Annotated in this window: 16 protein-coding genes; 10 read left to right on the top strand and 6 right to left on the bottom strand. The window is 55.4% G+C overall.

Translation table 11 applies throughout. From position 1 onward, the window contains the following. Positions 1-2: 2 nt before the first annotated feature. The 4 genes from Pla52nx_RS11925 to Pla52nx_RS11910 all read right to left on the bottom strand — a co-directional run bounded on the left by Pla52nx_RS11925 (position 3) and on the right by Pla52nx_RS11910 (position 5,149). Positions 3-1,565: a sulfatase gene (locus Pla52nx_RS11925; RefSeq protein WP_146520477.1), complete on the bottom strand. Its 1,563-nt coding sequence runs from the start codon at positions 1,563-1,565 to the stop codon at positions 3-5. 82 nt (positions 1,566-1,647) lie between these two features. Then, positions 1,648-3,069 carry a sulfatase family protein gene (locus tag Pla52nx_RS11920; protein WP_231741987.1) on the bottom strand — a complete coding sequence of 474 codons (1,422 nt, stop codon included), beginning with the start codon at positions 3,067-3,069 and terminating at the stop codon, positions 1,648-1,650. Further along, on the bottom strand, positions 3,066-4,625 hold the full coding sequence (locus Pla52nx_RS11915; protein ID WP_146520143.1) for a LamG-like jellyroll fold domain-containing protein: 1,560 nt from the start codon (positions 4,623-4,625) through the stop codon (positions 3,066-3,068). The genes Pla52nx_RS11920 and Pla52nx_RS11915 overlap by 4 nt, the downstream gene beginning before the upstream one ends. Then, entirely contained in the window at positions 4,625-5,149 is a 525-nt protein-coding gene (locus tag Pla52nx_RS11910; protein ID WP_146520144.1) for a sigma-70 family RNA polymerase sigma factor, read from the bottom strand. The genes Pla52nx_RS11915 and Pla52nx_RS11910 overlap by 1 nt, the downstream gene beginning before the upstream one ends. Positions 5,150-5,433: 284 nt before the next feature. Here Pla52nx_RS11910 and Pla52nx_RS11905 point away from each other — a divergent pair, with 284 nt between their 5' ends. Continuing rightward, a complete protein-coding gene (locus Pla52nx_RS11905) occupies positions 5,434-6,843 on the top strand; it encodes a sulfatase family protein (protein WP_146520479.1) in 1,410 nt (469 codons plus the stop codon). A 52-nt stretch (positions 6,844-6,895) separates the two neighbouring features. Further along, entirely contained in the window at positions 6,896-8,845 is a 1,950-nt protein-coding gene (locus tag Pla52nx_RS11900) for an alpha/beta hydrolase (RefSeq protein WP_146520145.1), read from the top strand. 8 nt (positions 8,846-8,853) lie between these two features. On the opposite strand, the gene Pla52nx_RS11895 is transcribed toward Pla52nx_RS11900, so the two are convergent. Next, positions 8,854-10,482: a sigma-54-dependent Fis family transcriptional regulator gene (locus tag Pla52nx_RS11895; protein ID WP_146520146.1), complete on the bottom strand. Its 1,629-nt coding sequence runs from the start codon at positions 10,480-10,482 to the stop codon at positions 8,854-8,856. A 242-nt stretch (positions 10,483-10,724) separates the two neighbouring features. Here Pla52nx_RS11895 and Pla52nx_RS11890 point away from each other — a divergent pair, with 242 nt between their 5' ends. The 3 genes from Pla52nx_RS11890 (at position 10,725) to Pla52nx_RS11880 (ending at position 12,362) form a co-directional block, all read left to right on the top strand. Next, entirely contained in the window at positions 10,725-11,276 is a 552-nt protein-coding gene (locus Pla52nx_RS11890; protein WP_146520147.1) for a carboxymuconolactone decarboxylase family protein, read from the top strand. A gap of 124 nt (positions 11,277-11,400) precedes the next feature. Then, the gene (locus Pla52nx_RS11885) at positions 11,401-11,871 is read left to right on the top strand and encodes a nuclear transport factor 2 family protein (RefSeq protein ID WP_146520148.1); all 471 of its coding nucleotides are present in this window, start codon (positions 11,401-11,403) and stop codon (positions 11,869-11,871) included. 89 nt (positions 11,872-11,960) lie between these two features. Next, complete coding sequence (locus Pla52nx_RS11880; RefSeq protein ID WP_146520149.1) at positions 11,961-12,362, top strand: cupin domain-containing protein; 402 nt, start codon at positions 11,961-11,963, stop codon at positions 12,360-12,362. A gap of 31 nt (positions 12,363-12,393) precedes the next feature. Here Pla52nx_RS11880 and Pla52nx_RS11875 read toward each other — a convergent pair whose 3' ends face one another. After that, entirely contained in the window at positions 12,394-13,482 is a 1,089-nt protein-coding gene (locus Pla52nx_RS11875) for an NAD(P)-dependent alcohol dehydrogenase (protein ID WP_231741988.1), read from the bottom strand. A 322-nt stretch (positions 13,483-13,804) separates the two neighbouring features. On the opposite strand from Pla52nx_RS11875, the gene Pla52nx_RS11870 reads away from it, so the two are divergent. The 5 genes from Pla52nx_RS11870 (at position 13,805) to Pla52nx_RS11850 (ending at position 24,280) form a co-directional block, all read left to right on the top strand. After that, positions 13,805-15,259: a sulfatase gene (locus Pla52nx_RS11870; RefSeq protein ID WP_146520150.1), complete on the top strand. Its 1,455-nt coding sequence runs from the start codon at positions 13,805-13,807 to the stop codon at positions 15,257-15,259. Between the two features lie 172 nt (positions 15,260-15,431). After that, on the top strand, positions 15,432-16,031 hold the full coding sequence (locus tag Pla52nx_RS11865) for an RNA polymerase sigma factor (protein WP_146520151.1): 600 nt from the start codon (positions 15,432-15,434) through the stop codon (positions 16,029-16,031). Further along, entirely contained in the window at positions 16,028-18,775 is a 2,748-nt protein-coding gene (locus Pla52nx_RS11860; protein WP_146520152.1) for a protein kinase domain-containing protein, read from the top strand. The genes Pla52nx_RS11865 and Pla52nx_RS11860 overlap by 4 nt, the downstream gene beginning before the upstream one ends. A gap of 913 nt (positions 18,776-19,688) precedes the next feature. Continuing rightward, positions 19,689-20,075: a BlaI/MecI/CopY family transcriptional regulator gene (locus Pla52nx_RS11855; protein WP_146520153.1), complete on the top strand. Its 387-nt coding sequence runs from the start codon at positions 19,689-19,691 to the stop codon at positions 20,073-20,075. Then, on the top strand, positions 20,072-24,280 hold the full coding sequence (locus tag Pla52nx_RS11850; RefSeq protein ID WP_146520154.1) for a M56 family metallopeptidase: 4,209 nt from the start codon (positions 20,072-20,074) through the stop codon (positions 24,278-24,280). Before Pla52nx_RS11855 ends, Pla52nx_RS11850 begins: the two co-directional genes overlap by 4 nt. Positions 24,281-24,283 lie beyond the last annotated feature (3 nt).

Below are 24,283 nucleotides of genomic sequence, written 5' to 3'. Positions count from 1 at the left end.
CTTTATCGCCCCTGCTTCGATTGCTTTTGCTTCATTGCCGGGTCGCTGTATGGCAAATACTTCGGATGGGGAACGAAGTTGCCTTGGCCTTTCTCCCAGCGGAAAGTTTCGCCTTCGATAACGAGATCACGTCTTTCGTTCAGCTTGGGTTCCGGATTCGCAAATTCAGTCGGTGCTGAGGCCTGCAACTTGGAGATGACATCCGCGTACTGTGGATCGGACGCGAGGTTGTTCCACTCATGCGGATCTTCTGTGAGCTTGTATAGCTCCTGGTTTTTGTCGTCGTAATGGATATAGCGCCAGTCACGATTCATCACCGTGTATTCACCTGGGTTGATGTATGGCAGATAGACCGTTCGATCGTCGGCTCCCGCGGGATGCTTCAGTGTCGTTGCCAGTGAAACGCCTTCCAGCGTCTGACGCGGCGCCGGCAAGTTGCATGTTTCAACCAACGTCGGATAGATGTCGATCAGGCTAACCGTCACATCGGTTCGAATACCTTTGGCCACGCCGGGCCCAGCCCAAACAAACGGCACGTTGGAGGTGCGTTCCCACAACGTATGTTTGCCCCACTGGCCTTTTTCGCCGAGGTGATAACCGTGATCGCTCCACAGCACGACGATGGTGTTGTCGGCATAGGGACTTGCTTCGAGTGCATTAAGAATTCGCCCGACCATCGCGTCGGCGTAGCTCGTACAAGCGAGGTATCCGTGCAGAGCATCTTTCCATGCGCCCATTTCAACGAGCTTGTCGTAATGAAATGCTTTTCGGTTCTGCCGTTGCTTTCGAATCTTGTCCGGCAAGTCGTCCAGGTCATCTTCTTTGAACGCTGGAGTCTCGATGGCGTCTCGATCGTACAAATCAAAATACTTCTGCGGGCAGTAGTTGGGATAATGAGGAGCATAAAAACCGCAAGCAAGAAAGAACGGCTTGTCATGTTTTCGCCCCAATTGCTCGGCAGCCCAGTTGGCACGTATCGTGTCGGCCATCTGCTCTTCCTGGTCGTTCGGAATCGCTCCCCATTCCAGAAAAAGTCCGCCGGTGATTTCTTTGCCTTGGTTGTAGACGCTGGCCGGGAAGGGCTGTGGAACGGGCGTGTCACTGCTCCAAGATTCCAGAGCCCAGCCGCCTTCACGCTGGAACTGATTTCGCAGATAAAACTTTGTCCATCCACGCTGGTCGATCGCTCCGGCGGGATGATGGTACAGCTTGCCAGCGCCCAGCGTCGAGTAACCCGCATGGGCGAAGCTCATTTGCAGGGATTCAATTTCCGGATGATGGACGAAATAGCTTGGCGTCATATAACATCCGGTTGTCGACGCGTACTGCCCAGAAAAGATAGCCGCACGACTGGGCGCACAAAACACGCCGGCGGTGTGACCATTCGTGAAGCACACGCCGCGAGCGGCTAACCGATCGATGTTGGGCGTGATCGCATTGGGACGCGACTCAAGACATCCGACGAAGTCGTTCATGTCGTCAACAGCCAGGAACAAAACATTTGGAGGTCGATCCGCGGCGTATAAGCTGATGTTGCTGGCGCATAAGACGCACGCCAGACACATTAGCAATGAAGCAGGTTTGAGTAGCACTTGTAGGTTGGCTTTCATTATCGAGTACGGATTGGGGAATTGGGTTCGATACGGCTCAGTCTTGCTTGTCGTCGGTCTTGATGTATTGGGTTGGTAGCATGTCGTTCCATGATTGCACCACCGCGGACAGCCTTTTCACGACATCAGGATGCTGTGCGGCGACGTCGTTCGACTCGGCGGGATCGGCAATGATGTCGTAGAGTTGCGGAGAGCCATGTCTTTGCCGGGTCGGGTAGAGCAGCTTCCAGTGCCCGATGCGAACGTATGCCTCGCTGCCGGGATTGCTTGTTTTCCAGAGCAACGGCTTGGTGCGCAAATGCGGTGCTTTCCCGAGCCAAGCAGCGGAAGTGTCTTCCCCATCAAACTCATTGGCGTCGATCTTGATGCCGGTGACAGCACATAGCGTTGGCAGCCAGTCGACACCGCTGAGGACAGATTGATTGTCGATACGACCGGCCGGAACATGCCCCGGCCAGCGAACGATCCAGGGTACCCGAACCCCGCCTTCCCAGAACGTATGTTTGCCGCCTCGATAGGGACCGTTACAACCCATCATGTGGATGCGAGTTCCGCCTTCGTTAAACTCGCCCATACCGGCTCCTTGGTCGCTGTTGAAAACAACGATGGTGTTCTCACGCAGGCCTAGTTCATCAAGCCGCTTCAAAAGACGTCCGACGGCGTCATCCAGTGATTCGACATCGGCGAGATAATGTTGCATCGCGTCGTCGACATCTCCAAATTTCCGAGCGCTGTCGAACTTAACCGACATCTGTGAAGGGAAATCGCCTGGATCGACTTTTAATCCGTTCCAGCGTTTGACCAGTGCATCCTGTGGGTCGACTTTACTATGCGAAATGTGGCCCCATACATTCACATAGAACGGTCTGCCTTTGTTTTCTTCGATAAACGTAATTGCCTCATCATAGATGTGCGCATCACGACCGCGTGCATCGTCTGACAGCTTCTTCTTTCCCGACCGTGGTTGTTCATTCACTCCATTGATCACATCGATTCCGTACGTTCCGTTTGTGCTGACGGGTCCGATGTGCCACTTGCCGAAGTGACCGGTCGCGTAGCCGTGCTGGTTGAGCAGTTCGGTAATCGTGACGCGATCCGCAAAGCCGGCATTGGCCGGGTAGTCGACAAACGTGGCGGTGAACTTGGCGGTCATCAAGCCGGTGCGTGCCGGGCAACAGGTTGCACCGGTCGAGTTGAATTGTGTGAACCGTGTACCCTCTTTCGCCAGCGAGTCGATATTGGGCGTGCGTGCGTAGGGATGCCCATAGCAACCTAAATCGCCCCCTCCCAGATCGTCAGCAAGCAAGAAAACAATGTTCGGCGGCTTTGCGGCCTGTCTTTCAGCGGCATGAGATTGGGCGAGGGGTGGCACGCACGCGAAAAATGCGCCCAATAAGAATGTTGACACACGTCGATTCATGGATTGAGTTCCCGTTTTGTCCGTTGGATTCGAGTTCATTCTGATTTCCCGATTTCTTCCAAGGCCGCCTGATACAGATCCAACACCTCCGCATCGCTGAGTTCCCGATCAAACAGGGCGACTTCGTCGATGCGTCCGTCCCACAAATTCTGTCCGCCCGAATCTGTTCCGAACCACATCACGTCAGTCTCGCTGTCGGCCACCGACGAGCATGTAATGGACGCTACTTGTCGACCATCTTCATAGAGACGCAACACCTCACCATCAGCGGTCATCACGACGTGAAGCCATGATTGAAGTGTGACTGTCGTGTCGCTAACGATGGAACGCACATGTCCGTCGCTGTTTCGTATCGTCGCTTGCAAATAGCCCTGCTCATTGAGTGCTAACGAAAAGTTTCCACTGTCGTTGTGAATATTCGTCGCCACAATCGCACCCTTTGCTGTCGCATCGAGATACACAAATGCGGCCAACGTCAACTGCCCAGAACGAAGCGGTGGAGGCGTGTCCACTCGGCCGCCGCGTCCTATCGAATCAGCCTGAATTCGCAATGAACCTCCGGAAAAGACGCCTCTCGCATGAGGCGGCCGTCTTCCGTCGCCCATCAATACAACGCCTGAGTACTGCGGTGGCTGGCATGCGAGCCCCTGATCGCGGATCGCCATCCGGTAAAACGCCACGGTCGCGAGACTCTTGACAGTGCGCGAGTACCTGCGTCGGGACTCATCGAACGTGCGAATGAACCGATCCGTCGCTAGCTCAATATCGACTGGCTCTGCGGCTTCGTCGTTGATCTTTACGGCCTGAGAGGTACGAAGATCAATCGCTGCCTGTCGCTTCGCACCTTGCCTCGACTTCGGCTGTACACGAACAAGCCCATCGAACACATGCACTTCACTCGTGCCCACCCCGACATCGACGGAGAACTCGGTGCCAAAGTCAATGACATCGGCTTCCGGTGTAACGATAGTAAAACCCGTGCCGTCAGACGGGACATTCGCCGAGATTCGCCCACTGTGAAGAATGATCTTCTTCTCGCTTGCAATGTCAAAGCGAGTCGGCGCTTCCACATAGACCATCACCCCACCAGCCAATCCGAGGTTCAGTAGCCCACGCTCGAGCCGGTATTTGCCGGCCGACAAGCCTACGCCTTTCCAGATGCTGCCGTTCTTTGTCAGTCGAGATGTGACCTCGCTCACGATCGTTGCGTATTGCAACTGATCTGAATCGAGGTCTCTGCGGTTGCCGACGTTGAGAAACGCTAGGACCAGACAGGCAGTTGCCACCACGACCCCAGCAAAGATCACCATCCGCGGACTCGCCAACGAGAATCCCCCCGTGGTGGACGAAGTCACCAGTCCGTCGTAACAGGGTTCGGGACTCGTGGCCTCCTCCACTACGGTCTCGCAAACGTTTGCGTTTGACTGAATGCTTCTCCGACGCAGCGAACGCCGCAGGTCAGAATGCAGCTCGGCACGAAGCGCGAACCGCTCAAGGTTAGCAGGAGCCTGCAGCCAGCTCTGAAACTCCAAAGCCTCTGCGCCGGACACCTCTCCTTCAAGGACGCGATCGGTGAATTCATCGTTTATCAACATCACGCAGTCTCGAGGGCAAGGCGTCGCTCGATGCAACGGACGAGTGCCGTTCGCACACGTGACAGCAGTACGCGCACCGAGCCACTGGTAGCCCCGGTCTCTCGCGCCATCTCGGCGGCTGATCGCTCTTCGACGTAACGCAAATCGAGCAATCGGCGTGACTTTGGCGGGAGTTCATCCAGGCACGCCTCCAGTGCTTCGCGACGACGGCTTCGACCGTCAACCTGCCTCGCAATCGTATCAGCGAGTTGGGCGAGCAGCTCGTCCGAGAAAACAATCCGTGTACGATCTTGAGATCGGTAGAAATCGATCACCCGGGATTTGGCAATCCACAAGGCCCAGCCAACGAACGGCCGATCCGACTCATACTCGTCAAACCGACGGGCCAGCTCCTGAGCGATCCGTTGAACGACGTCTTCGGCATCATGAAACCCCGCAACAGACGCAAACACATACGCCGACACAGCAGGCTCGGCAGCCAGCCAGTGATGCGTGAATTCCTCGCGTTTTTGATTTTCGTCCATTCGCTCGACCGATGCAAAACAACTGTGTGACGACCATATGCCGAACGCGAAAGAGAATCGTTAACAGCAATCTTGGGAATAATTCGAAACTATTCCCCGCCAATCATCCACTCAAAATGACAATCTTCTATCATGGCTTACCCGTCGGACCAGATTATTCACGCGATCAATTGCCTTCCTCAATGCCCTTTCTCGCGGGAACCTGCGAATCCTTTTACATGAGCGTTCGGGTCTCTCAACAAGAAGGCACCTCTGTGAAAAACGTGGTAACGATTTTGTTGCTCATGCTCTTTCTGGCTGCAGATCCACTGGCGGTTGTGGGGGGAGATCCAGCCAACGCAAGAAAAACCAATATCGTCTTCATTTTTGCCGACGATTGGGGCTGGGGAGACCTTGGCTGCCACGGACACCCCTATCTGAAGACGCCGAACATCGACCGGCTTGCCAAGGAAGGGACCGACTTTCATCGATTCACGGTCGCCAGCGGCGTGTGCTCCCCAAGTCGCACGGCAGTGATGACGGGTCATTTTCCTGCTCGGTACAACATCGATGGTCACTTCGCCTGGGTGCCAAGTAACGCTAAACGCGGCATGCCGGATTGGGTGAATCCGAGCACTCCAACACTTCCCAAGATGTTACAGTCGGCCGGCTATGCGACCGCACACTTCGGAAAGTGGCACCTGGCCAACAACATGATTCCTGATTCGCCGCTGCCCGAAGAGTACGGCTACGACGAGTACGCAGCCTTCAACTGTGCCGGAGAACAAATGCCGGTGCACCAAGATGCCGCTCGCGCGATTGCGTTCATGAAGAAGAACGCCGCTGCGAACAAGCCGTTCTTCATCAATTTGTGGATGCACGAGCCGCACACACCGTTTCACACGCTGCCTGAATACCGTCGACGATTCCCAGAACTGGACGACGCTGACAATGTTTACGCGTCGGTGCTCTCTCATGCGGACGATCGAATCGGTGAACTACTCGCGGCATTGGACCGACTGAATTTGTCCGACAACACGCTGGTGATTTTCAGTTCCGACAACGGTCCTGCGGGCACTGGCAAAGCCGGCAAGCTGACTACAATGTACGATTCAGCGACCGGCGAAGGATTTGGAATTGGTTGCAGCGTCGGAACGACCGGCGGGCGGAACGGACGCAAGGCTTCGATCTTGCAAGGCGGCATCGGCGTCCCCTTCATCGCCCGTTGGCCTGGCAAGATCAAAGCCGGTACCATTGACGACACGTCGTGGATTTCCGCCGTCGACCTGTTGCCGACTTTGTGCGAAATCGCCGGTGCAAGTCTCCCCGCGGGATACCAGCCCGATGGCATGAGCCATGTTGCGACGCTGCAAGGTACACCAGCTCCCGTTCGCGAGAAGCCTCTTTTTTGGAGAGGCGTTCCAAGCCGTAATGGTCCGCTCTACTCGATCCTGGACCGAAAGTGGCGATTGCTGACCGACGTGAACTTCGAAGCACTCGAGTTACATGACGTCGATGAAGATCCTTTGGAGCAAGACAACTTGATTTCATCACATCCAGCGATCACCAACGAGCTTCTGGCGAAGCTTCGGACTTGGCACACGACGCTTCCAGAAATGCCTGATCCAGAGTGTTTTTCCAAATACCGAGACGAGAAAGTGGGCCCGATGCCTCCAGAGCTCAAGCCACTTTTTCAATTCGATCCGTCACGCTAAGTCCAGCACTTGGCGGACATCCCGGTATCCACTCCTTTGTGAGACAACGATCATGAACTCCAGAATCCTCGCGGCGATTGTTGCGATTGCGACGATCTCGATTGCGACATTCTCTCCTGCTCAACAGCGGGGACGTGAGATCACGTGGGTGAATCCGGACATCAGCCAAATGCAGGGGCTGACTCATCATCTCTTACACAGCCAGGCAATGGGGCATGACGTTGGATACGTTGTCTGGACGCCGCCTCAATACGATCAGGACAAGCAGACACGCTACCCAGTCGTCTACTTCCTGCATGGTGCTGGTGGATCGGAGAAGTCGGATTCCGCCGGGTTCTCTTCGCGTGTAGCCGCCGCGATCCGGTCAGGCAAGTTTCCCTCGGTGATTTGCGTCTTTCCGAATGGGGGCATGAGCGGTTACCGAAACGAAGTCGAGTCAATGATTGTTGACGAACTGATTCCGCTGATCGACCGCAACTATCGCACGACGCCTGCCGCCAAATCTCGCGTTGTCTGCGGTTTTTCCATGGGCGGAGCTGGTTCCGTCCATCTATCGCTGCGTCATCCCGATCTGTTCTGTGCTGCGGGCAGCTGGGGTGGTGCTCTTTCGTTTCGCGGAAATGCTGCAGAAAGTCCACTGCTGGGGACCGCCAAAGAGAACCTTGATCAACTGAAGGCACATCAGTATGCGTTACTGACCATCAATGGCGACCAGGACCGTCCAGATGCATTTCAGCCGTTGGCGGAGATTCTGACAGCGCAGGGAATCTCGCATCAAGTCGTGACCTTGAAGGACACCAGCCACAACCTCGGCAAATACTACGACCTCGGTGGCGATACGATGATGGAATTTCTGGCGGCACGGTTATCAGCAAATGAGCCCTTTCGAACTGAGGAGTCTGTGATTGCCCAGAGCCAGGGTAAATTTCACTGGTCGCAATCTCGTCCTGCACTCATCCCCGGCAATCCCAGTCGGGTAATCGTGACGACTCAGGAGATCGAGCGTGTGGGTTCCCATGGCTACCGCAATGTGTATTTCACCGAGACAACGGACGGCGGGAAATCATGGAGCGAACCGAAGGAGATCCTCAGTCTTCAACGTCGCTCGATGCCGGAAGGTCACGACTTGGTCATCGGCGATATTTGTCCTCAATGGCATGCTGCAACCGGTGTCCTGCTGGCTCATGGAAAAACGTTCGGCTTTGACAATGGTGTGAAAGAAAACCGGGGATATGAACGCGTTTCCTATGCTGTCTACTCGCCGCAAACTGAACAGTGGAGTGGCCTGAATCTGCTGGAATTGCCCGAAAAAGATCACGAAGGAAACATCATTCTGGAGCCGAACTCGGGCTGCAATCAGCGTTTCGATTTGCCCAACGGCGAAATTCTGCTGCCAATTCGTTATCGCACAAACCCAAAGTCTCGACGGTACACAACAATCGTTGCACGGTGCCGTTTTGACGGAGAGAAACTCACGTACATCGAACACGGTTCTGAACTGACGTTTGCTGGTCGACGCGGACTCTACGAACCATCCGTGATCGGACACCGCGGCCGATTCTACCTCACGATGCGGGCGGATGAATCTGCATTCGTCTCCGCCGCTGATGATGGATTGAACTACTCAGAACCAATCGAATGGAAGTTTGACGATGGCGAGATTCTCGGCAGCTACAACGCTCAGCAACACTGGATCGCTCACGACGACGCACTGTATCTGGCCTACACTCGTCGTGGAGCCAACAACGATCACGTCTTCCGCAACCGAGCCCCATTGTTCATCGCCCGAGTCGATCTGGATACACTGCAGGTGATCAGATCGACCGAGCGAGTGCTGATGTCTGAAACCGGACTGGATCTCGCTGGCGGCTTTGGGGTCCTGGATTTCAGTCCGTCGGAGAGCTGGGTCGTCAGCACAGAAATGGGTTTTCCCGATGACCGCAGATCCGAACCAAACCGAATTCGCCTTTCTCGAATCATCTGGCAAAAAGCAAGTCCGTAACGCCGCGATCAATTTCGAATTCCCAAAGCTCGAATCCTAGACAGGAGCGTGGTTGGTTTAAGCCCCAGCACTTCCGCCGCTCCGCCCTTGCCGTAGACCTTGCCGCCGGTTGCCTCCAACGCCCGGCAGATGTTCTCTTTTTCAAAGCTTCGTACTTCCCGGTCGGTCAACACTTTGTCCGCCAACACTTGGTCAGGCGAACCAATGTTTGCCTGGGACGCCTTCTTAGAGGGCTGCGATGCGGTATCGTCAAGCAAGTCGAAGCGCAACTTGCCGTCAGTGGAAATGATGACTGCACGCTCCAGCACATGCTGCAGCTCGCGTACGTTTCCCGGCCAACGATACCGCTGCAGTTGCTGCTCGTTGGCCAATGTGAGCTTCAATGGCTTGCGACCTAGCTGACGAGCAAACCGCTGCAAGAAGTGCTCCGCCAGCAATGGAATATCTTGAACACGCTCGCGCAGTGGTGCCAGTTCGATCGGAAAGACACTGAGTCGGTAAAACAGGTCTTGCCGAAACCGTCCTTCGGCGGACTCTTGGCGAAGATTGCGATTGGTCGCGGCAATGATACGCACATTCAACCGCCGTGTCTGCTCTTCACCGATTCGCTCCAATTCACCCTCCTGCAATACTCGCAAAAGCTTTGCCTGCAGATCCAGCGGAATCTCTCCAATCTCATCGAGAAACAAGGTGCCGCCATGTGCTAGCTCGAATCGACCCGCACGGTCTCGCAACGCTCCGGTGAACGATCCTTTGGAGTGGCCAAAGAATTCGCTTTCATATAACTCGCGAGGCACCGCCGCACAATTCACTTTGATCAACGGACGCTCTGAGCGGTTGCTGCGTCGATGTAGCTCTCGCGCGATCAACTCTTTTCCCGTCCCGCTTTCACCAAGAATCAAAACCGAAGAATCCGTGGGAGCAACCAAATCGATCTGCTGACTGATCATCTGCAGCGCCGGACTGTTGCCGACCAACTCACCCATTGATGCAACTGCAACCTCCTCGCGCAAGTACTCGTTCTCTTGCTCGAGCCTCGCTTTGAGCAACTCGATCTCATCGAGCGCTCTGGCATTCGCGATCGCGGCGGCCAAGTGATCGGCGATCATCCGCAACCAATCGCAGCAGGAAACGGCCATCAGCTTGCGAGAGAACAACGCCAGCACCCCAAGCGTTTCGTCACGATACCGAAGTGGCAAACCAAAAAACGATCGAACCGCTTCATCACGCACCCAATCAGGTCTTGCGATCCAGGTTGAGTCGGCCGAGACGTCATCGATCTGAACCGTCTCGCCCGTCGCCGCGATGTGACCGATCTTGCGCACGGCCATCGGCATGCGACGGAAGTCACCCGTCGTCCGTTCCCAATGTTGATCCTCGCCATGACGCGCGTGTCCGTAGCTGGCGACGAGGTGCAAACACCGCTGACGATGATGGCACTCCCCAGCCATCGGACAGCTCAAGCAATCTCCTTCCTCTGGAGGACGCACCAGCCAAATCCGGACCAACGCAACTTGCTCGTCGGGAGCCAGCAGCCTGACCGCCAGGGGAAGCAATTCCGGCAGGTGGTGTTTGCCCGAAAGCGACAGCAGGATCTCGGTCGGGTCACCGAATATCGCATGTTTCTGAAGGCTCATCCCGCGTTCTCTCGTGTAACGACATTTCGTGGCATAAGCACGAGATATTGATTATTCACGAAATGTCGTGGCGCATCAACCCACCAGCAGTCTTGCCTTAAATACTTTCCATTTAATGACTTACGTTTTTTATTGCATCATTGGCACGGAAAGTGGATATGCGGTTCCCTCGTTCCAACTCACGTGCAGTCGGAGCCTTCCTGTTTTCTGTTTCTGAAACTTTGTGACTGGAGAACCACGTCATGTCCCGAATCCATCAAATCTCTCCCGAAACCGCCACGGGAAAATCCGCCGAACTGTTCACTGCTGTCAAAGGCAAGCTCGGCATGGTCCCCAACATGATGCGGGCGATCGGCAACTCGCCCGCGGCGCTGGGAGCGTACCTGCAGTTCAGCGGCGGGCTGGCCGGTGGATCGCTGTCGAACCAACAACGCGAGCAAATCGCCCTGGCGGTCGGCGAGGCAAATCAGTGCGACTATTGCTTGGCGGCTCATTCGGCGCTCGGAAAGATGGCCGGTCTCAGCCCCGACCAGATCCGTGACGCGCGTCACGGTTCGGCGGTCGACGTCAAGAGTGACGCATTGGTGCGTTTCGCTCGCAAGTTGGTCAATGAGCGCGGGCATGTCAGCGACGGCGATCTGCAAGAGCTGCGAGACCAAGGTTTCACCGATGGCGATGTTGCCGAAGTGGTGGCGAATGTCGCATTGAACATTTTCACCAACTACTTCAATCACGTCGCTGATCCCGACATCGACTTTCCCCAAGCTGAAAGCTTGAGCTGCAAAGTCGCTTGACCATTGTTTATTGACCATAGACCAATACGGCCGCCGTCGGGATCCGTCCCCGACGGCGGCCTTTGCAATATCAACCATTCGTCTTCAAACCAAACAGCAACCTCAACAACCCCAAGGCTCTGACATGCCCCACACACTTACACTCGCGCCTCCTTTCAACCTTGAGTCAGCATTAGCCAAAGTTCGGGCGGCCGAGGACGCCTGGAATTCGCAAGACGCTGATCGTATTGCGCAAGCGTACTCGGTCGACTCCGAATGGCGCAATCGCGATCAGTTCGTCCGCGGACGCGATCAAATCGTGGAGTTCCTGACGCAGAAGTGGCGACGTGAATTCGACTATCGCCTCGCCAAATCGCTGTGGGCTTTCACAGATGATCGCATCGCCGTTCGCTTCCAGTACGAGTACCGATTAGCCAATGGCGAATGGTACCGAGCGTACGGAAACGAAAACTGGGAATTCGGTGCAGATGGGTTGATGTGTCGTCGCGAAGCCAGCATCAACGACGTGGCGATCGACGTTTCGAGTCGCAAATTCACTTGGCCTTCGGGTTCGCCGCGTCCCGCAGTGGGTTTTGAAATCGAAGAGCTACGTTGATGTCGTTTTGACGTTAGAATCAATATCGCCCGTTCGCAAATTGTGGACGGGCAATTCGAAACAGCGTTCAGCAGACCGAGGTGGAATTGATGCCTAGACCCAGCAAGATCGAACCCGTTTTGATTCGCCCCGAAGAGTGGCTCAAGAAGTCCAACCCGCCGCTGGGTTCTCAGGAAGGACACCACTTCGGAGTCGACTGCGTTGTCATTCGCTACAGCACGGACGAGATCGGAGAAGGACCCAACTTGCACGTGCATCCGTACGACGAAATCTTTCATATTCTCGAGGGACGCGCACAATTCACAGTTGGCGATCAACAATTCGAAGCGACCGCTGGTTCGCTGGTCATCGGTCCCGCGAACGTACCACACGCCTACAAGAATCTTGGGCCCGGTCGCTTGGATTCAGTGGATTTCCACCTCAGCCCGGAATGGATCCAATACGACCTGCCGCGTGATGACGAGTCACTGAGCGCACCGACGCTTTCGTGAGCACGGCGCTACACAAACGCAGTTGCTGGGTTTAGGTTTCGATCACACGGACGACACGCTTACCTACCGTGCGTCCGGACTCGAGCATGTGCAAAGCATCAGCGACCGAATCGAGCGTGTGCACTTCAGACAAGACAGGCTTTAGTTTCTTATCGTTCACCATTTCGCTGAGCACTTCGAGATCCTGTCGAGTCGGCACCGAGAGATATCGGCAAAGCCGCTGTGTCGTGAACGGGGAAACGATCAGCGGCTTGAGCAAACGAACCCAGAACGCTACGCCACTTGCACCCGTTCCGCTGTTGCAGATCAGCGTTCCGGTGGGCTTCAATGCACGACGGATCTCGTACAGCTTTCGGTTCTCAACATTGTCCAAGATGCAGTCAAATTGCTGTCCTGCGTCAGTAAAATCTTCGCGGTTGTAATCAACGACATGGTCGGCACCGAGCGACTGCACAAGCGCCGCATTCAAACCGCTGCAAATGCCGGTCACTTCGACACCGAAAGCTTTCGCGATCTGCACCGCAAACGTACCGACGCCTCCGGAAGCTCCATTGATCAGCAACGATTGCCCTGCCTGCAGGTTGGCCACGTCGCGCAACGCATGCAGGGCCGCCAGACCGGACGTAGGCAGAGCTGCCGCTTCGACAAAAGACAAGCCTTGCGGTTTCCTAGCCAACTTGTCATCGGCCACCGCCACGAACTCGGCGCAGCTACCCAGGCAATAGCCAAACACCTCATCCCCGACGTCAAAACCGTCCGCTGATTCGCCAACCTCTTCGACCACACCAGAGAAGTCGTACCCAGGAATGCCGGTCGTCGGCCGTAACCAGCCCGTTTCCATGCGGACCACAAAAGGCGCGCCACGAACGGAAAAGCAGTCGCCAACATGAAGTCCAGCGGCATGCACGCGGATGAGCACGTTCGCACGGTGCTTGCGCGAATCATGAAGAGCTGGCGTCGGCACGTCGCCAACCTGTAGGTCACTGGGCGAACCGTAGCGTTTCACGTAGACCGCTTTCATGTCGAATCTGCTTTCGTTCAATACGATAACGCCGGAGTCTTTTGCAGAAAGTCGACGCTGTGAAGTTGTCGCATCATGAAATGATGCGACGTTGGGCATGGTGGACTGTAACGGAGTTCGGAGACTAAAACGCCACACCCGTTTAGGATAGCTAAACTATAGAGCCCTGATTGTTGTAGCTGCAGAGAGGATGAGAAATGAGAATCTCGGCTGAACAGATTCGTTCAATCGTGGGAGACATCCCCGCCAGCGTCGCCATACCGAGTCAATCGTCCATTACCATAAGCTCTCGAACAGAAGTTTTTTGGCTTAACGCACGTAACAGCCTCGCACGTCCACCGAGACGCTGAATGTTGCGAGTCTCGGAGAGAATCGCCTACGTGTTTTCCCGCCCCACGGTAACCACGATCGGAAGCTGGACATGAAAAACACGATTCTATTTCTTTATGTGCTCGGCGCATCCGTCGCCCAACTCGCTGCCGCCCAACTCGCTGCCGCCCAATTCGCTGCCGCCGAACCGGCGAAGAACGTTCTCTTCCTCGTCTCCGACGACCTTCGTGCGGGCGTGCTGGGTTGTTATGGCGACCAAGTGAGCGACACGCCGAACATCGACCGCCTCGCATCGCGGGGTGTGTTGTTCGAACGTTCCTATTGCCAGGGAACAGTCTGTGGGCCTTCCCGAGCGTCGTTCATGCGTGGACGCTATTTCGGGAACGAAGGGATCACGCTCGGCGAGCATTTCATCGCACAGGGTCGCACGACGGCGCGGGTGGGAAAGATCTTTCACATGCGAGTCCCCGGCGACATCATCGCAGGGACCCACGGCCAGGACGTACCCGCCTGCTGGACGCAGCGTTTCAATGCGTCTGGTAGGGAAGCACATACACCGGGCGAGTACGCCTGTCTCAACCAGAACGTGTTCACCACCGCGCTGGAAGGGCGGCAGTCCACCGGCGACCCGCATCGTCCCTTCGTCACCGTCAGCTATGAGGGCGACGGTTCGGATCAGCCGGATGCAAAGGCCGCAGCGAAATCAGTCGAGTTGCTGCGTGAATTCAAGTCGTCTGAAAAACCCTTCATGCTCGCGGTCGGCTTTGTGCGTCCGCATTATCCGATGGTCGCGCCGCGTCAGTATTTCGACCGCTACCCACATGATCAGATGACGCTGCCGCATGTCCCGGAAGGCGATCTGGACGACATTCCCCCGGCGGGCATCTCCGGCTCAAACTCGCGCAAGAACGGACTCGCAGCTTATCCCGACAACCAGCGTCGGATGTGGTCAGGCTACCGCGCGAGTGTCACTTTCATGGATTCTCAAGTCGGCCGCGTGATTGACGAACTCGACCGTCTCGGCCTGACCGAAAGCACCGTCATTGTCTTCACCAGCGACCACGGCTATCACCTCGGCGACCACACTTTCTGGCAAAAGTCCAACCTTCACGAGCAGGTCACCCGCGTGCCTTTGATCGTCGCCGCCCCCGGTGTCATGCCGTCGCGAAGCCGTTCCATCACGCAACTCGTGGACGTGTTTCCCACGCTCTGTGAACTGACGGGCGCTCCCGTGCCCGAAAGCGTGCAGGGCAAGAGCCTCGTCCCCATTCTGCGAGACCCGGCTGCAGAAGTACACGATGCTGCGTTCTCGTATGCGCAGGGCGGTCACCATGCCTTGCGCACCGACCGCTGGGCGTACATGCGCTACGCCGACGCAACAGAAGAACTCTACGACATGGATGCCGATCCCGGCCAGTTCAATAACCTTGCACAGAAAGCTGCGTACTCGGAGACAATCGCGAAGCTCCGTCTGAAACTCGACGAACGGGCCGGTTCCACCGATGCCGCCAGGATTCGTGGAAAAAGAATGAAGAAGGCAAAATGAAGATTCTCGATCCGCTGGACCGCAATTCCTGCGTGATGGCTCCGCCGCCTTGCTTTGACTTTACCTACCAATGCAATAGCCAGTCTCAGGAAATTTTTATCTGCTGTGCAAGATTGAGCTCGTTCATCCGGTCTACAAGAACAGTGATTCGTTTCGCTGCTAAAGTAGACCGATGCCTCAAAGTCCTCCTGAAACCCGAGCCAGTCTGATTCTGCGTTTACAAAACGCGGACGATCTGGCTGCCTGGGACGAGTTCACAGAGCTTTATGGGCCGGTGGTTTATCGAGTGGCTCGGCGGCGCGGGTTCCAGGCTGCTGATGCGGAGAACTTGGTTCAGGAAGTCCTGCTGGCTGTGGCTCAGTCGATTTCTCGATGGATCAAGCGAGACAATCGCGGCAGCTTTCATGCCTGGCTGCTTCGGATCGCTCACAACGAAGTCGTCGACATGCTGACTCGGCCAGCGACGCGTGTGCTTGGTCAGGATGGTGAGCGTGGCCAGGAGCTTCTCGATGCAATTTCTGTTCGCGGTGATATCTCGTCACTGATCGAACGAGAATACGAACGCGAACTGTTTCGCTGGGCGGCGGATCGTGTGAAACAAACGGTTGCGCCGCAAACCTGGCAGGCGTTCTGGCTGACTGAAGTCAACGGGCAATCGGTGCAACAAGCTGCAGAAACGATTGGGACAACTGCGGGCCAGATCTATGTCAACCGCAGTCGGGTGATGGCTCGCATTAAAGAACTTATCAAAGAACATGAGGCTCGGAAATGAATAGCAATATCATGCAATGTGACGATCAAGAACTGAAGCGATTGCTGGCTGCTGATGATCGCGACATCGGACACGATCGGTGGATGGGACATGTGGAGCAGTGTGCGCAGTGCCAAACGCGACTACGAGAGTTGGCGGCCGATGATGACCAGTGGCAGAAAGCCGTCGCAGTGCTTGCCGGCGAAGATGAAGCGGTACCGTGTTTCGGGCGTAGCCGGGAGACTTCAACGAGCTGGAATGAAGCGATGGCCCGACAACTGCTCCAGCCGCCATCGCATCCCGAAATGCTCGGACGTCTGGGACGCTACGAAATCGAACGCATGATCGGCAGCGGAGGCATGGGCATTGTCTTCAAAGCGTTTGATACCGAACTGAACCGAGTCGTCGCCGTCAAGGTCCTGGCACCCTATCTGTCGGCAAGGGGTTCGGCACGCCAACGATTCGCTCGCGAAGCTCGCGCTGCAGCGGGAGTGCGTGACGATCACGTGGTGCCGATCTTCAATGTCGAATCGGAACACGAGCCGCCGTTTCTGGTGATGCAGTACGTCGCCGGTGGTTCATTGCAAGAAAAACTCGATCGCGACGGGCCACTGGAAGTCGCCGAAGTGTTGCGAATCGGCCTGCAAACCGCAAAGGGACTCGCCGCCGCGCATGCTCAGGGATTGATTCATCGCGATGTGAAGCCTTCGAACATCCTGCTGGATGAAGGCGTCGAGCGGGCACTGCTAACCGACTTCGGTTTGGCTCGCGCCGAAGACGATGCCTGTTTGACTCGTAGCGGCTTTCATCCCGGCACGCCGCACTACATGTCGCCGGAGCAAGTGCGAGGCGATGCAATCGATGGACGCAGCGATCTGTTCAGTCTCGGCTGTGTGCTATACGCACTGTGTACCGGTCACTCACCCTTCCGAGCCGACACCAGCTACGCCGTCATGCGGCGAATCACCGACGAAACACCACGACCAATCCGCCAGCTCAATAACGACATCCCACAATGGCTCGACGCGATCGTGATGAAGTTGCTGGCCAAATCGCGTGACGATCGTTTCGATTCCGCCAATCAAGTCGCTGAACTGCTTGAGGCTTGTCTTGCTCACGTGCAGGAACCAACGACCTCGCCGCTGCCAACTCCCGTAGCGAAAATCGTGACGAATTTCAGCGTTAAAGACTCGAATTCCTGGTCGTCAGAATCCGGCGGCGGCTTCAACTTTCCACGGATGACAACACTCATTGCCGCCGCGTTCGCGATGCCTCTACTGATTGCTGGAATCTTCATCACACTGGAAACCAGCAAAGGCACGATCACAATCAAAAGCGAAGCCGATGATGTGCCGGTTATCATCAAACAGGGCGACAAGGTCTACGATAAGTTGACAGTCGGTCGCGATGACAAATCGATTCGACTCTACGCGGGACAGTACGAAGTCACCTTCGATGGAGAACTGGATCGAATGGCCATCGAAAACGGTTCTGTCGAACTCCGTCGCGGAAAAGAAGTGGTCGTAAGGATTCACGAAGAATTGGGTATTGATGGCGGCACCGAGGAACTTAGCTCGATGCCTTCGGAAATCCCGGTCGAGGACAGCCAAACACGTCCCGAAGCAGGCACGCTCGAAGCACTCAACGCCGAATTCGATCGCGTCGCCGCCAAATACAATGCGGCTATCGGAAACGCTGTTGGTGAGGTGGAGTTGAATCGCGTGTACCAGGAACTTGATCCACGTGAAGTGATGACGCCGAAGTACTTGAAGTACGAAAAACAACATCGCGGTACAAACGACGGTCTGCAGTCGCTTGTCAAAGTGGCCGAAATGGCCCGAAGCGTCGGCGATCCGAACTCGGTCGTCGGTAAAGGACGCGTCGAAGTGATTGATCGACTGATCCAACATTATCTCGATCACGAGGGTCTGGAAACGATCGCGGGAACGCTGCAAGCTGGCCCACCTACACCGCGAAGTGATGAGTTTCTCAATTTGCTTGTCGAAAAGAGCCCCTTTCGCAAGACTCAAGCTGAGGCGTTGATCGCTCAGATCATTCATGGAAAAGAGTTGCTGACGGCCGTAACTGGAATTCCGTCGCATCGAAAGAGGATGGAAGGGATGCAGTCCGTCGCACCACAAAGCGCACGCGACGACTATCGAGAAGTATTAGATCGACTTGAAAGCACGGACACGGTGCAATTAAAAGTTGACCTCAACAAGAAGCTAAAACAGCTTGTCGAAAACTATTCCGATGTCGCGGTCGAGTACTACGGCACCGCCCGATCCGCGTCTGAACGGCTTTCGCACGCGATCAACAAAGTGGTCGTGGGCTCGGAAGCACCTGAAATGGTTGCAACCGACATCAATGGTGCTCCCTTTCGACTGAGCAATCTACGAGGCGAGATTGCGGTGTTAGTATTTGCTCAGAGCGCAGGCGACAACTTGCGAGAGATGTACGCACCGCTGCGGCAACTGGTTGCGAAGTACAAACAAATGCCGGTCCGCGTCATTGGTATCATGAGCAGTGGCGATCGAAAGATTTTGGAGGAAGCGACTGCTCGGGGCGATTTTAACTGGACCGTCATCCCCCAGCCATACAGCGGCCCGCTTCAACTGGACTGGGGCATTGAAGGCTATCCAACGGTCTATGTCGTTGACGCCAAAGGGATCCTGCACGGCCCGTTGAACATGCCGTATTTCGGTGACGGCGGCTATGACACGATAGACGTTGATGAGAAGCTAGAAGAGCTGATTCACAACTAAGGTCAGCCGCCTGCGGTTTCAGTGATCGAGGCGACGAGACCTAACCCAGATTATTCATAACCCGACGCGTTAGCGAAGGATACTCGGTAAATCCCTCGCTTAAGCGTCGGGTTATGAAAAGCAATCTGCATTTCCCAGCGGTGACGTAACTCATCGTCGAGAATCTGCTTGCGCTAAAATCAATCATCCGCATGAATAATCCGGGCTAGCGCCTTGCGGCTCACTAAATCAGCAGTCTCGTTCCTTGGGGGAGGTGACACGGGGAATAAAACGGTGGCATTAAAACGTGTCAACACCAAACTTTGAGCAGTCCAGCGCAGCGTCGCCCTGGGTAATCGAACATCCGACTACGACTACCTCGCCCTGAAAGGGCACAACACCGATCTCGATCCCAAACGTACCATTTGTCAATTTCAGTTTCGTGTCGAAAGAACCACTGCTACGCCCACTTCGGGGCTTGGGAATGGAAACGACGCCCAATATCCCAGGGCGACGCAGCGCTCTGCCCTGGGCTACTATGTCACGTCCCTGGGGACAGAATCTACTGCGCCCCCTTGGGACGAAAACAGTACCCACCGCGCAAAGCAACGCACGGAATATATGTGTTGTGAAATCTGCTGGCTTTGCTTTTGACGTCCTCAGATACTGGAAAAACTGAGAATGAAGCGGATCAGCGTCTTGGAGAGATGCTGAATCTTGGAAAAAGCGTCATGTTGGATACTTCATCACACCGCTCATCTTTTTGCTTCAGTCGCCGACGATTTCAGGCCGGATGATCGGGCTCGGCCGCATGTGACTAATTCTTTCGTCATTTAGCTTGACGTGCGTCATTCCATCGCCATAGAATGATTCCCGTTTGCCTAATTCTTTCGCCATTCTGTGTTGCCCTTCAACCCGAGTTTATTAGGACATCATGCCTCGCCCCGTCTCAACGCAACCAACGGATGTTGAACTGCAGATCCTGCGCATCCTGTGGAGGGATGGGCCGTGTATTGCGCGACATGTGCATGACTGTCTGCTGGAGTCGAAAGAGACGAGCTATTCGACGACCGTGAAAATGCTGTCGGTGATGCTTGAGAAGGGGTTGCTCAAACGTGACGATGACGTCAGGCCGCAGGTTTATCGACCTGCGGCGGCGCAGCACAAGACGCAGAAACGGATTCTTGGTGATTTGATCGACAAGGTCTACGACGGCTCGGCCAAGATGCTGATGTTGCATGTGCTGTCCTCAAAGAAGGCGACACCAGAGGAACTCGACGAGATCCGCCAATTGCTTCAGGAACTGGAGGGAAAGTCATGAGTTTGGTACTGATTTCCAGTTTGATTGAAAAGCTTGGTTGGACGCTGTTCCATTCGCTCTGGCAGTTCGCGGGCGTTGCCACCGTGCTTTGGTTGATGCTCAGGGCGATGCGAGACAGCTCGCCGAGCGCACGCTATCGAGTTCAGTTTTGTGGATTGGTGTCGATGGTGCTGTTGGCCGGTGCCACGTTTTGCACTTCGGAGACGCTTTCGACAGATACTGTTCAGGGTATGAATTCCACCTTGGCTGCCGAAGTGCCCTCACAACCGACGGTCGCTGCTGACGTAGCGGAGGAAACGATCTCTCCGCAGTTCAATGGAGCCGAAGCGTTGATCCCAGAGACGGCAGACGAACGGGTTGCTTCGGCGTTGGTGCAAGAATCGTTGTCCGCGACAGCGACTGCCAGTTCGCAGCGATCGCTAAGCGACCAGTTCCATCGGTGGCGTGAAGCAACGCTGACGGCGGTGGCTCCGTGGTTGACCACAATGATGTCCGCCTGGCTGCTGGGCGTCGCGCTGTTGTCGGTTCGTCCCTTGGTCGGATGGCGGAGTGTTCGTCGATTGCGCAGGGTTGGAATTGTTGACGCGCCGCAGTCGGCGATCGACGCCATGCGGGACGTTTCGCAAAAATTGGGGATTTCGCGGGCCATCACGATCGTCGAGTCGACACTGGTGGAAGTACCAACAGTGATCGGCTGGCTACGACCGTTGATTCTGCTGCCCGCCAGCGCCGTGACGGGACTATCGCGGGAACAGTTGGAAGCGGTGATCGCCCATGAACTGGCTCACGTTCGCCGCTACGACTATCTGGTCAATGCGATCCAGGTCTTGCTCGAAACCATTTTCTACTACCATCCAGCAGTCTGGTGGGTTTCACGGTCGATGCGAATCGAGCGGGAACGATGCTGCGATGAGATCGCTGTCGGACTGACGGGCAAGCGAACCGAGTACGCGAAGCTGCTGCTACGACTGGAGGAAACACGCGGCACGGCGGTTATCGTCAATCCCGCACTCTCAGCAACCGGCGGCACGTTGATGGAAAGAATCAAGTCCCTGACAGATACTCGCACTGGACAAAGCTCCGGCGGTGGATTCTTACCCGCCGCAATCCTGATATCGGTGTTTGTCGGATGTGGACTTTTGATCGCCATGAGCGGCAGCCTGAGTCAATTCGCACTAGCCGAAGATCACAACGAATTCGCGTGGGACGACCTGAACGGCGCAAGCTGCTTCATGAATGATAACCAAGTGATGATGTCGTTGCACACTGACAAACAGGTTATCGCTGTCGTCATTGCTCAACTGCCACAGCAACGCGAATCGGAAACAATGAACAGCAGCGGAGATCGCACACACCACAGCTTCCACTGGACCTGGGGTGCGAAGCGACTCGATGTACGTTTGGATCGCGAGGACCAAGATCAACTCCAAATCAACTCACAGAAAGTGTCGCTCAGTGATGGCCGCGTCATCTATTGGGATGCCGATTTTGGAGCGATCGACCAGCGAACAACGCTGCGCGATGCCCCGCTGACAATCAAGACTTCGTTTCCAACGAAGCAGCAGCGCGAACAGTTTCAGGCTTGGCTGGAACGCATCAGGGAAGAGTTTTCTATTGTTAGTTCAGTCGAACGAATTTCGCAGAAAACGAATCCCGAGCCAATAGATATCGGCGGTACGCCAACAAGTGCGGCAGGAATCGCGTTTCTTCAGCGTCAGCGCCCCGAACTACAGATCAACGTGGACTCTATAACGCGGGAGTTTTTGAAGGCGATCGCGGGCGACTCGACATTTGGCGGTGACTCGACAACACATGTTGGCCAACGGCAGTCCATTGCCAATTGGCAGGCGGCACTGGAACACGGCGGACTCACACGTGAGCAAAAGGTCTTTGCCTGGTGGCGAATCGGATCGCTCGCTGCGTACAACTTCGATGTCAATAGCGGTGAGACGCACGACTATGATCTCGCTGCCAAAGCGTTTGAGCAAGTTCATGCGATTGGCGGTGATCTGATTTCCCGGGAAACGCTCAACGCCGCAACGGTGTACTCGAGCCTTGGAAGAGACGCCGAGGAACGTGCGGCTCGACGCGAAATCGCCCATCGCTGGCTCAATACGCGAACCGACGCAATGATCGCCGACAGCGTGCAACACATCAATCACAACGGTTACTGCATCGACGATGATCTGATGCCCGGCGGGATGAACCTGGATACCGATGCGAAGAAGCAAGCATTTCTCATGGAAATGCTCACCAGTTGTCAAAGAAGCCCAGCGCCTTTTGAATCTGCCAACGACAGTCCCTGGCCCGTTCTTCCCGACAAAAGCGATCCAGAAACGACTGCGAATCCATTCTCGAACAACCAAGCTGTGAAGTCATCTGCGACAGTCTTTCGCCAGGACGACGACAAAACGCTGCAAGAACTGTACGACAAGATCAACAACGCGCCACAGCGGCTTCATGGCATGGCTTTGTACGAGCGAAATGCCATGGGATGGAAATGGAAGGTCTATTTGCCGCCAGGAAAGTCATGGCAGATCAAAGGCAAGGTAGGTCGCGTTCCGCGCGGCGTGAATGATCTGCCGATGTCCAGCAATCAAATGAAAGCGATTGATATTGCTCCATCCGTATCCGGCCGCATCCTGGATTTAGAAGGGCACATCAGCAGCGATGGCCATGGCGGCGAGTGGCTGATCACCGTGGAGGCCGACGGTAACGTTTTTCAGGGAGTGGACTTTGCCATGTGGTCCTTGCGTCGATCGGAACCGGCATCGGAGGAGCAGCGTGAAGCAGCCGAATATGTGTTGGGAATTCGAAACTCCGGTTCGGTATCGATGACCAGAGGAAGTGAGCTCGGTGTCGGACGTGTCACGTCGAAAATCAACGATGAGTTAGCGCTAGTGCGATGGTGCTACGAACTGAAGGACGAAGCTGAGGTGTCAGACGGTCCAGGGTTCATGATCTGGATCGCCCAGAAAGAGCCATCAAAGAAAGCAGCTCCAACGCCGATCCAAGCAGCGGCCCAACGTGTGCTTCACGCCGCAGGCACGCCGGCCTGGCAACTCGCATCGGTTGACGAACAACCCACTGTCGATTTCGACGGTTTGATGGGCTACCAAATCGTCCTGCGTAGAACCTGGAAAGAATTCACAAATGTGCCTCAGTCGGCTGAAACTCCAGGCGAGGATAAAGGGCCGTTTATTCTCAAACATGAGGACTGGGATTTCGTTCTGTTTCCGTCGCAGTCGAAGAAGGATCCAGTAGTACTGAAGAAAGCGATCCCCTGGGCCAAGAACGACAGTCCGTATCACACGCGTGACGTTTATTTGGGCGAAGGGCTCGGGTTCGTCTGGTACACACACGGCACCCTATTTGGGCAAGAGACCGTTCGCAGCAAGTTAAAGCTCCAGGGCGGCGACGATCGCATTGGATTGTTGCTCGACGGATTGCGATTCGAAGACAGCGCCAATTCGTGTCAGTACGCACTCGCTCAACTCGGCGACGAAGCGATGCCCGCGATCGAAAACGCGATGGAACAATCAAACGATTCGACGCTAATGGTTAGACTTGCACGCACTCTTGGCCTGATGCAAACCGATAAATCGACGGATCTGTTACTGCGACTCTACGGCTCCAAAAGCGACGAGCTTCGCAATAGCATTGCCTATGCCCTGATCCATCGGCCATTTCGAGAGAAGGCCAAGGACGCCTACCTCGATATGCTGCAGAGGCACTTGAGGGTTTACGAAGCCTGTGAGGCCTGTGTTCAGTTTGACTGGCAGGAAGCATTGCCCGTGTTGAATGACCTGATTGATCAGCCAGCAGATCTTCGTGAGCTGTCGCATACCATTCCCGCTCGACGCACACTACAAAGGAATCCCATTGGGCAGGAACTGTTGGATGCAAAACAATCAATCATCAAAGCTGGCTACAACCCAGGTCTAGACATCGCTCAGCCACGCAAGGTCCTACTTGACTCCGACGACACCGAAGCCACTCTGCTGATCGCGATCGAACTGGCGACGTATACATCCAAGGGCGTTTCGTCACTCCCCAATGAAGTCGGCGTTGAGCTGCTCAAGAGCTTTCCGCGTCCAGCAACGGCCATCTACCTGCAACATCTCATCGACTCCAACCAGCCAGAGAATCGGAAACGTGCCCAGGAGCTGCTTCAATCCGTTTTGAACCAACCGTCACGTAATTAACCC

Origin of the sequence: Stieleria varia, assembly GCF_038443385.1 — a bacterium.
Classification (GTDB): domain Bacteria; phylum Planctomycetota; class Planctomycetia; order Pirellulales; family Pirellulaceae; genus Stieleria; species Stieleria varia.
The sequence above is the reverse complement of the archived record's forward strand: the minus strand, read 5'-3'. Positions and strand labels throughout refer to the sequence as shown.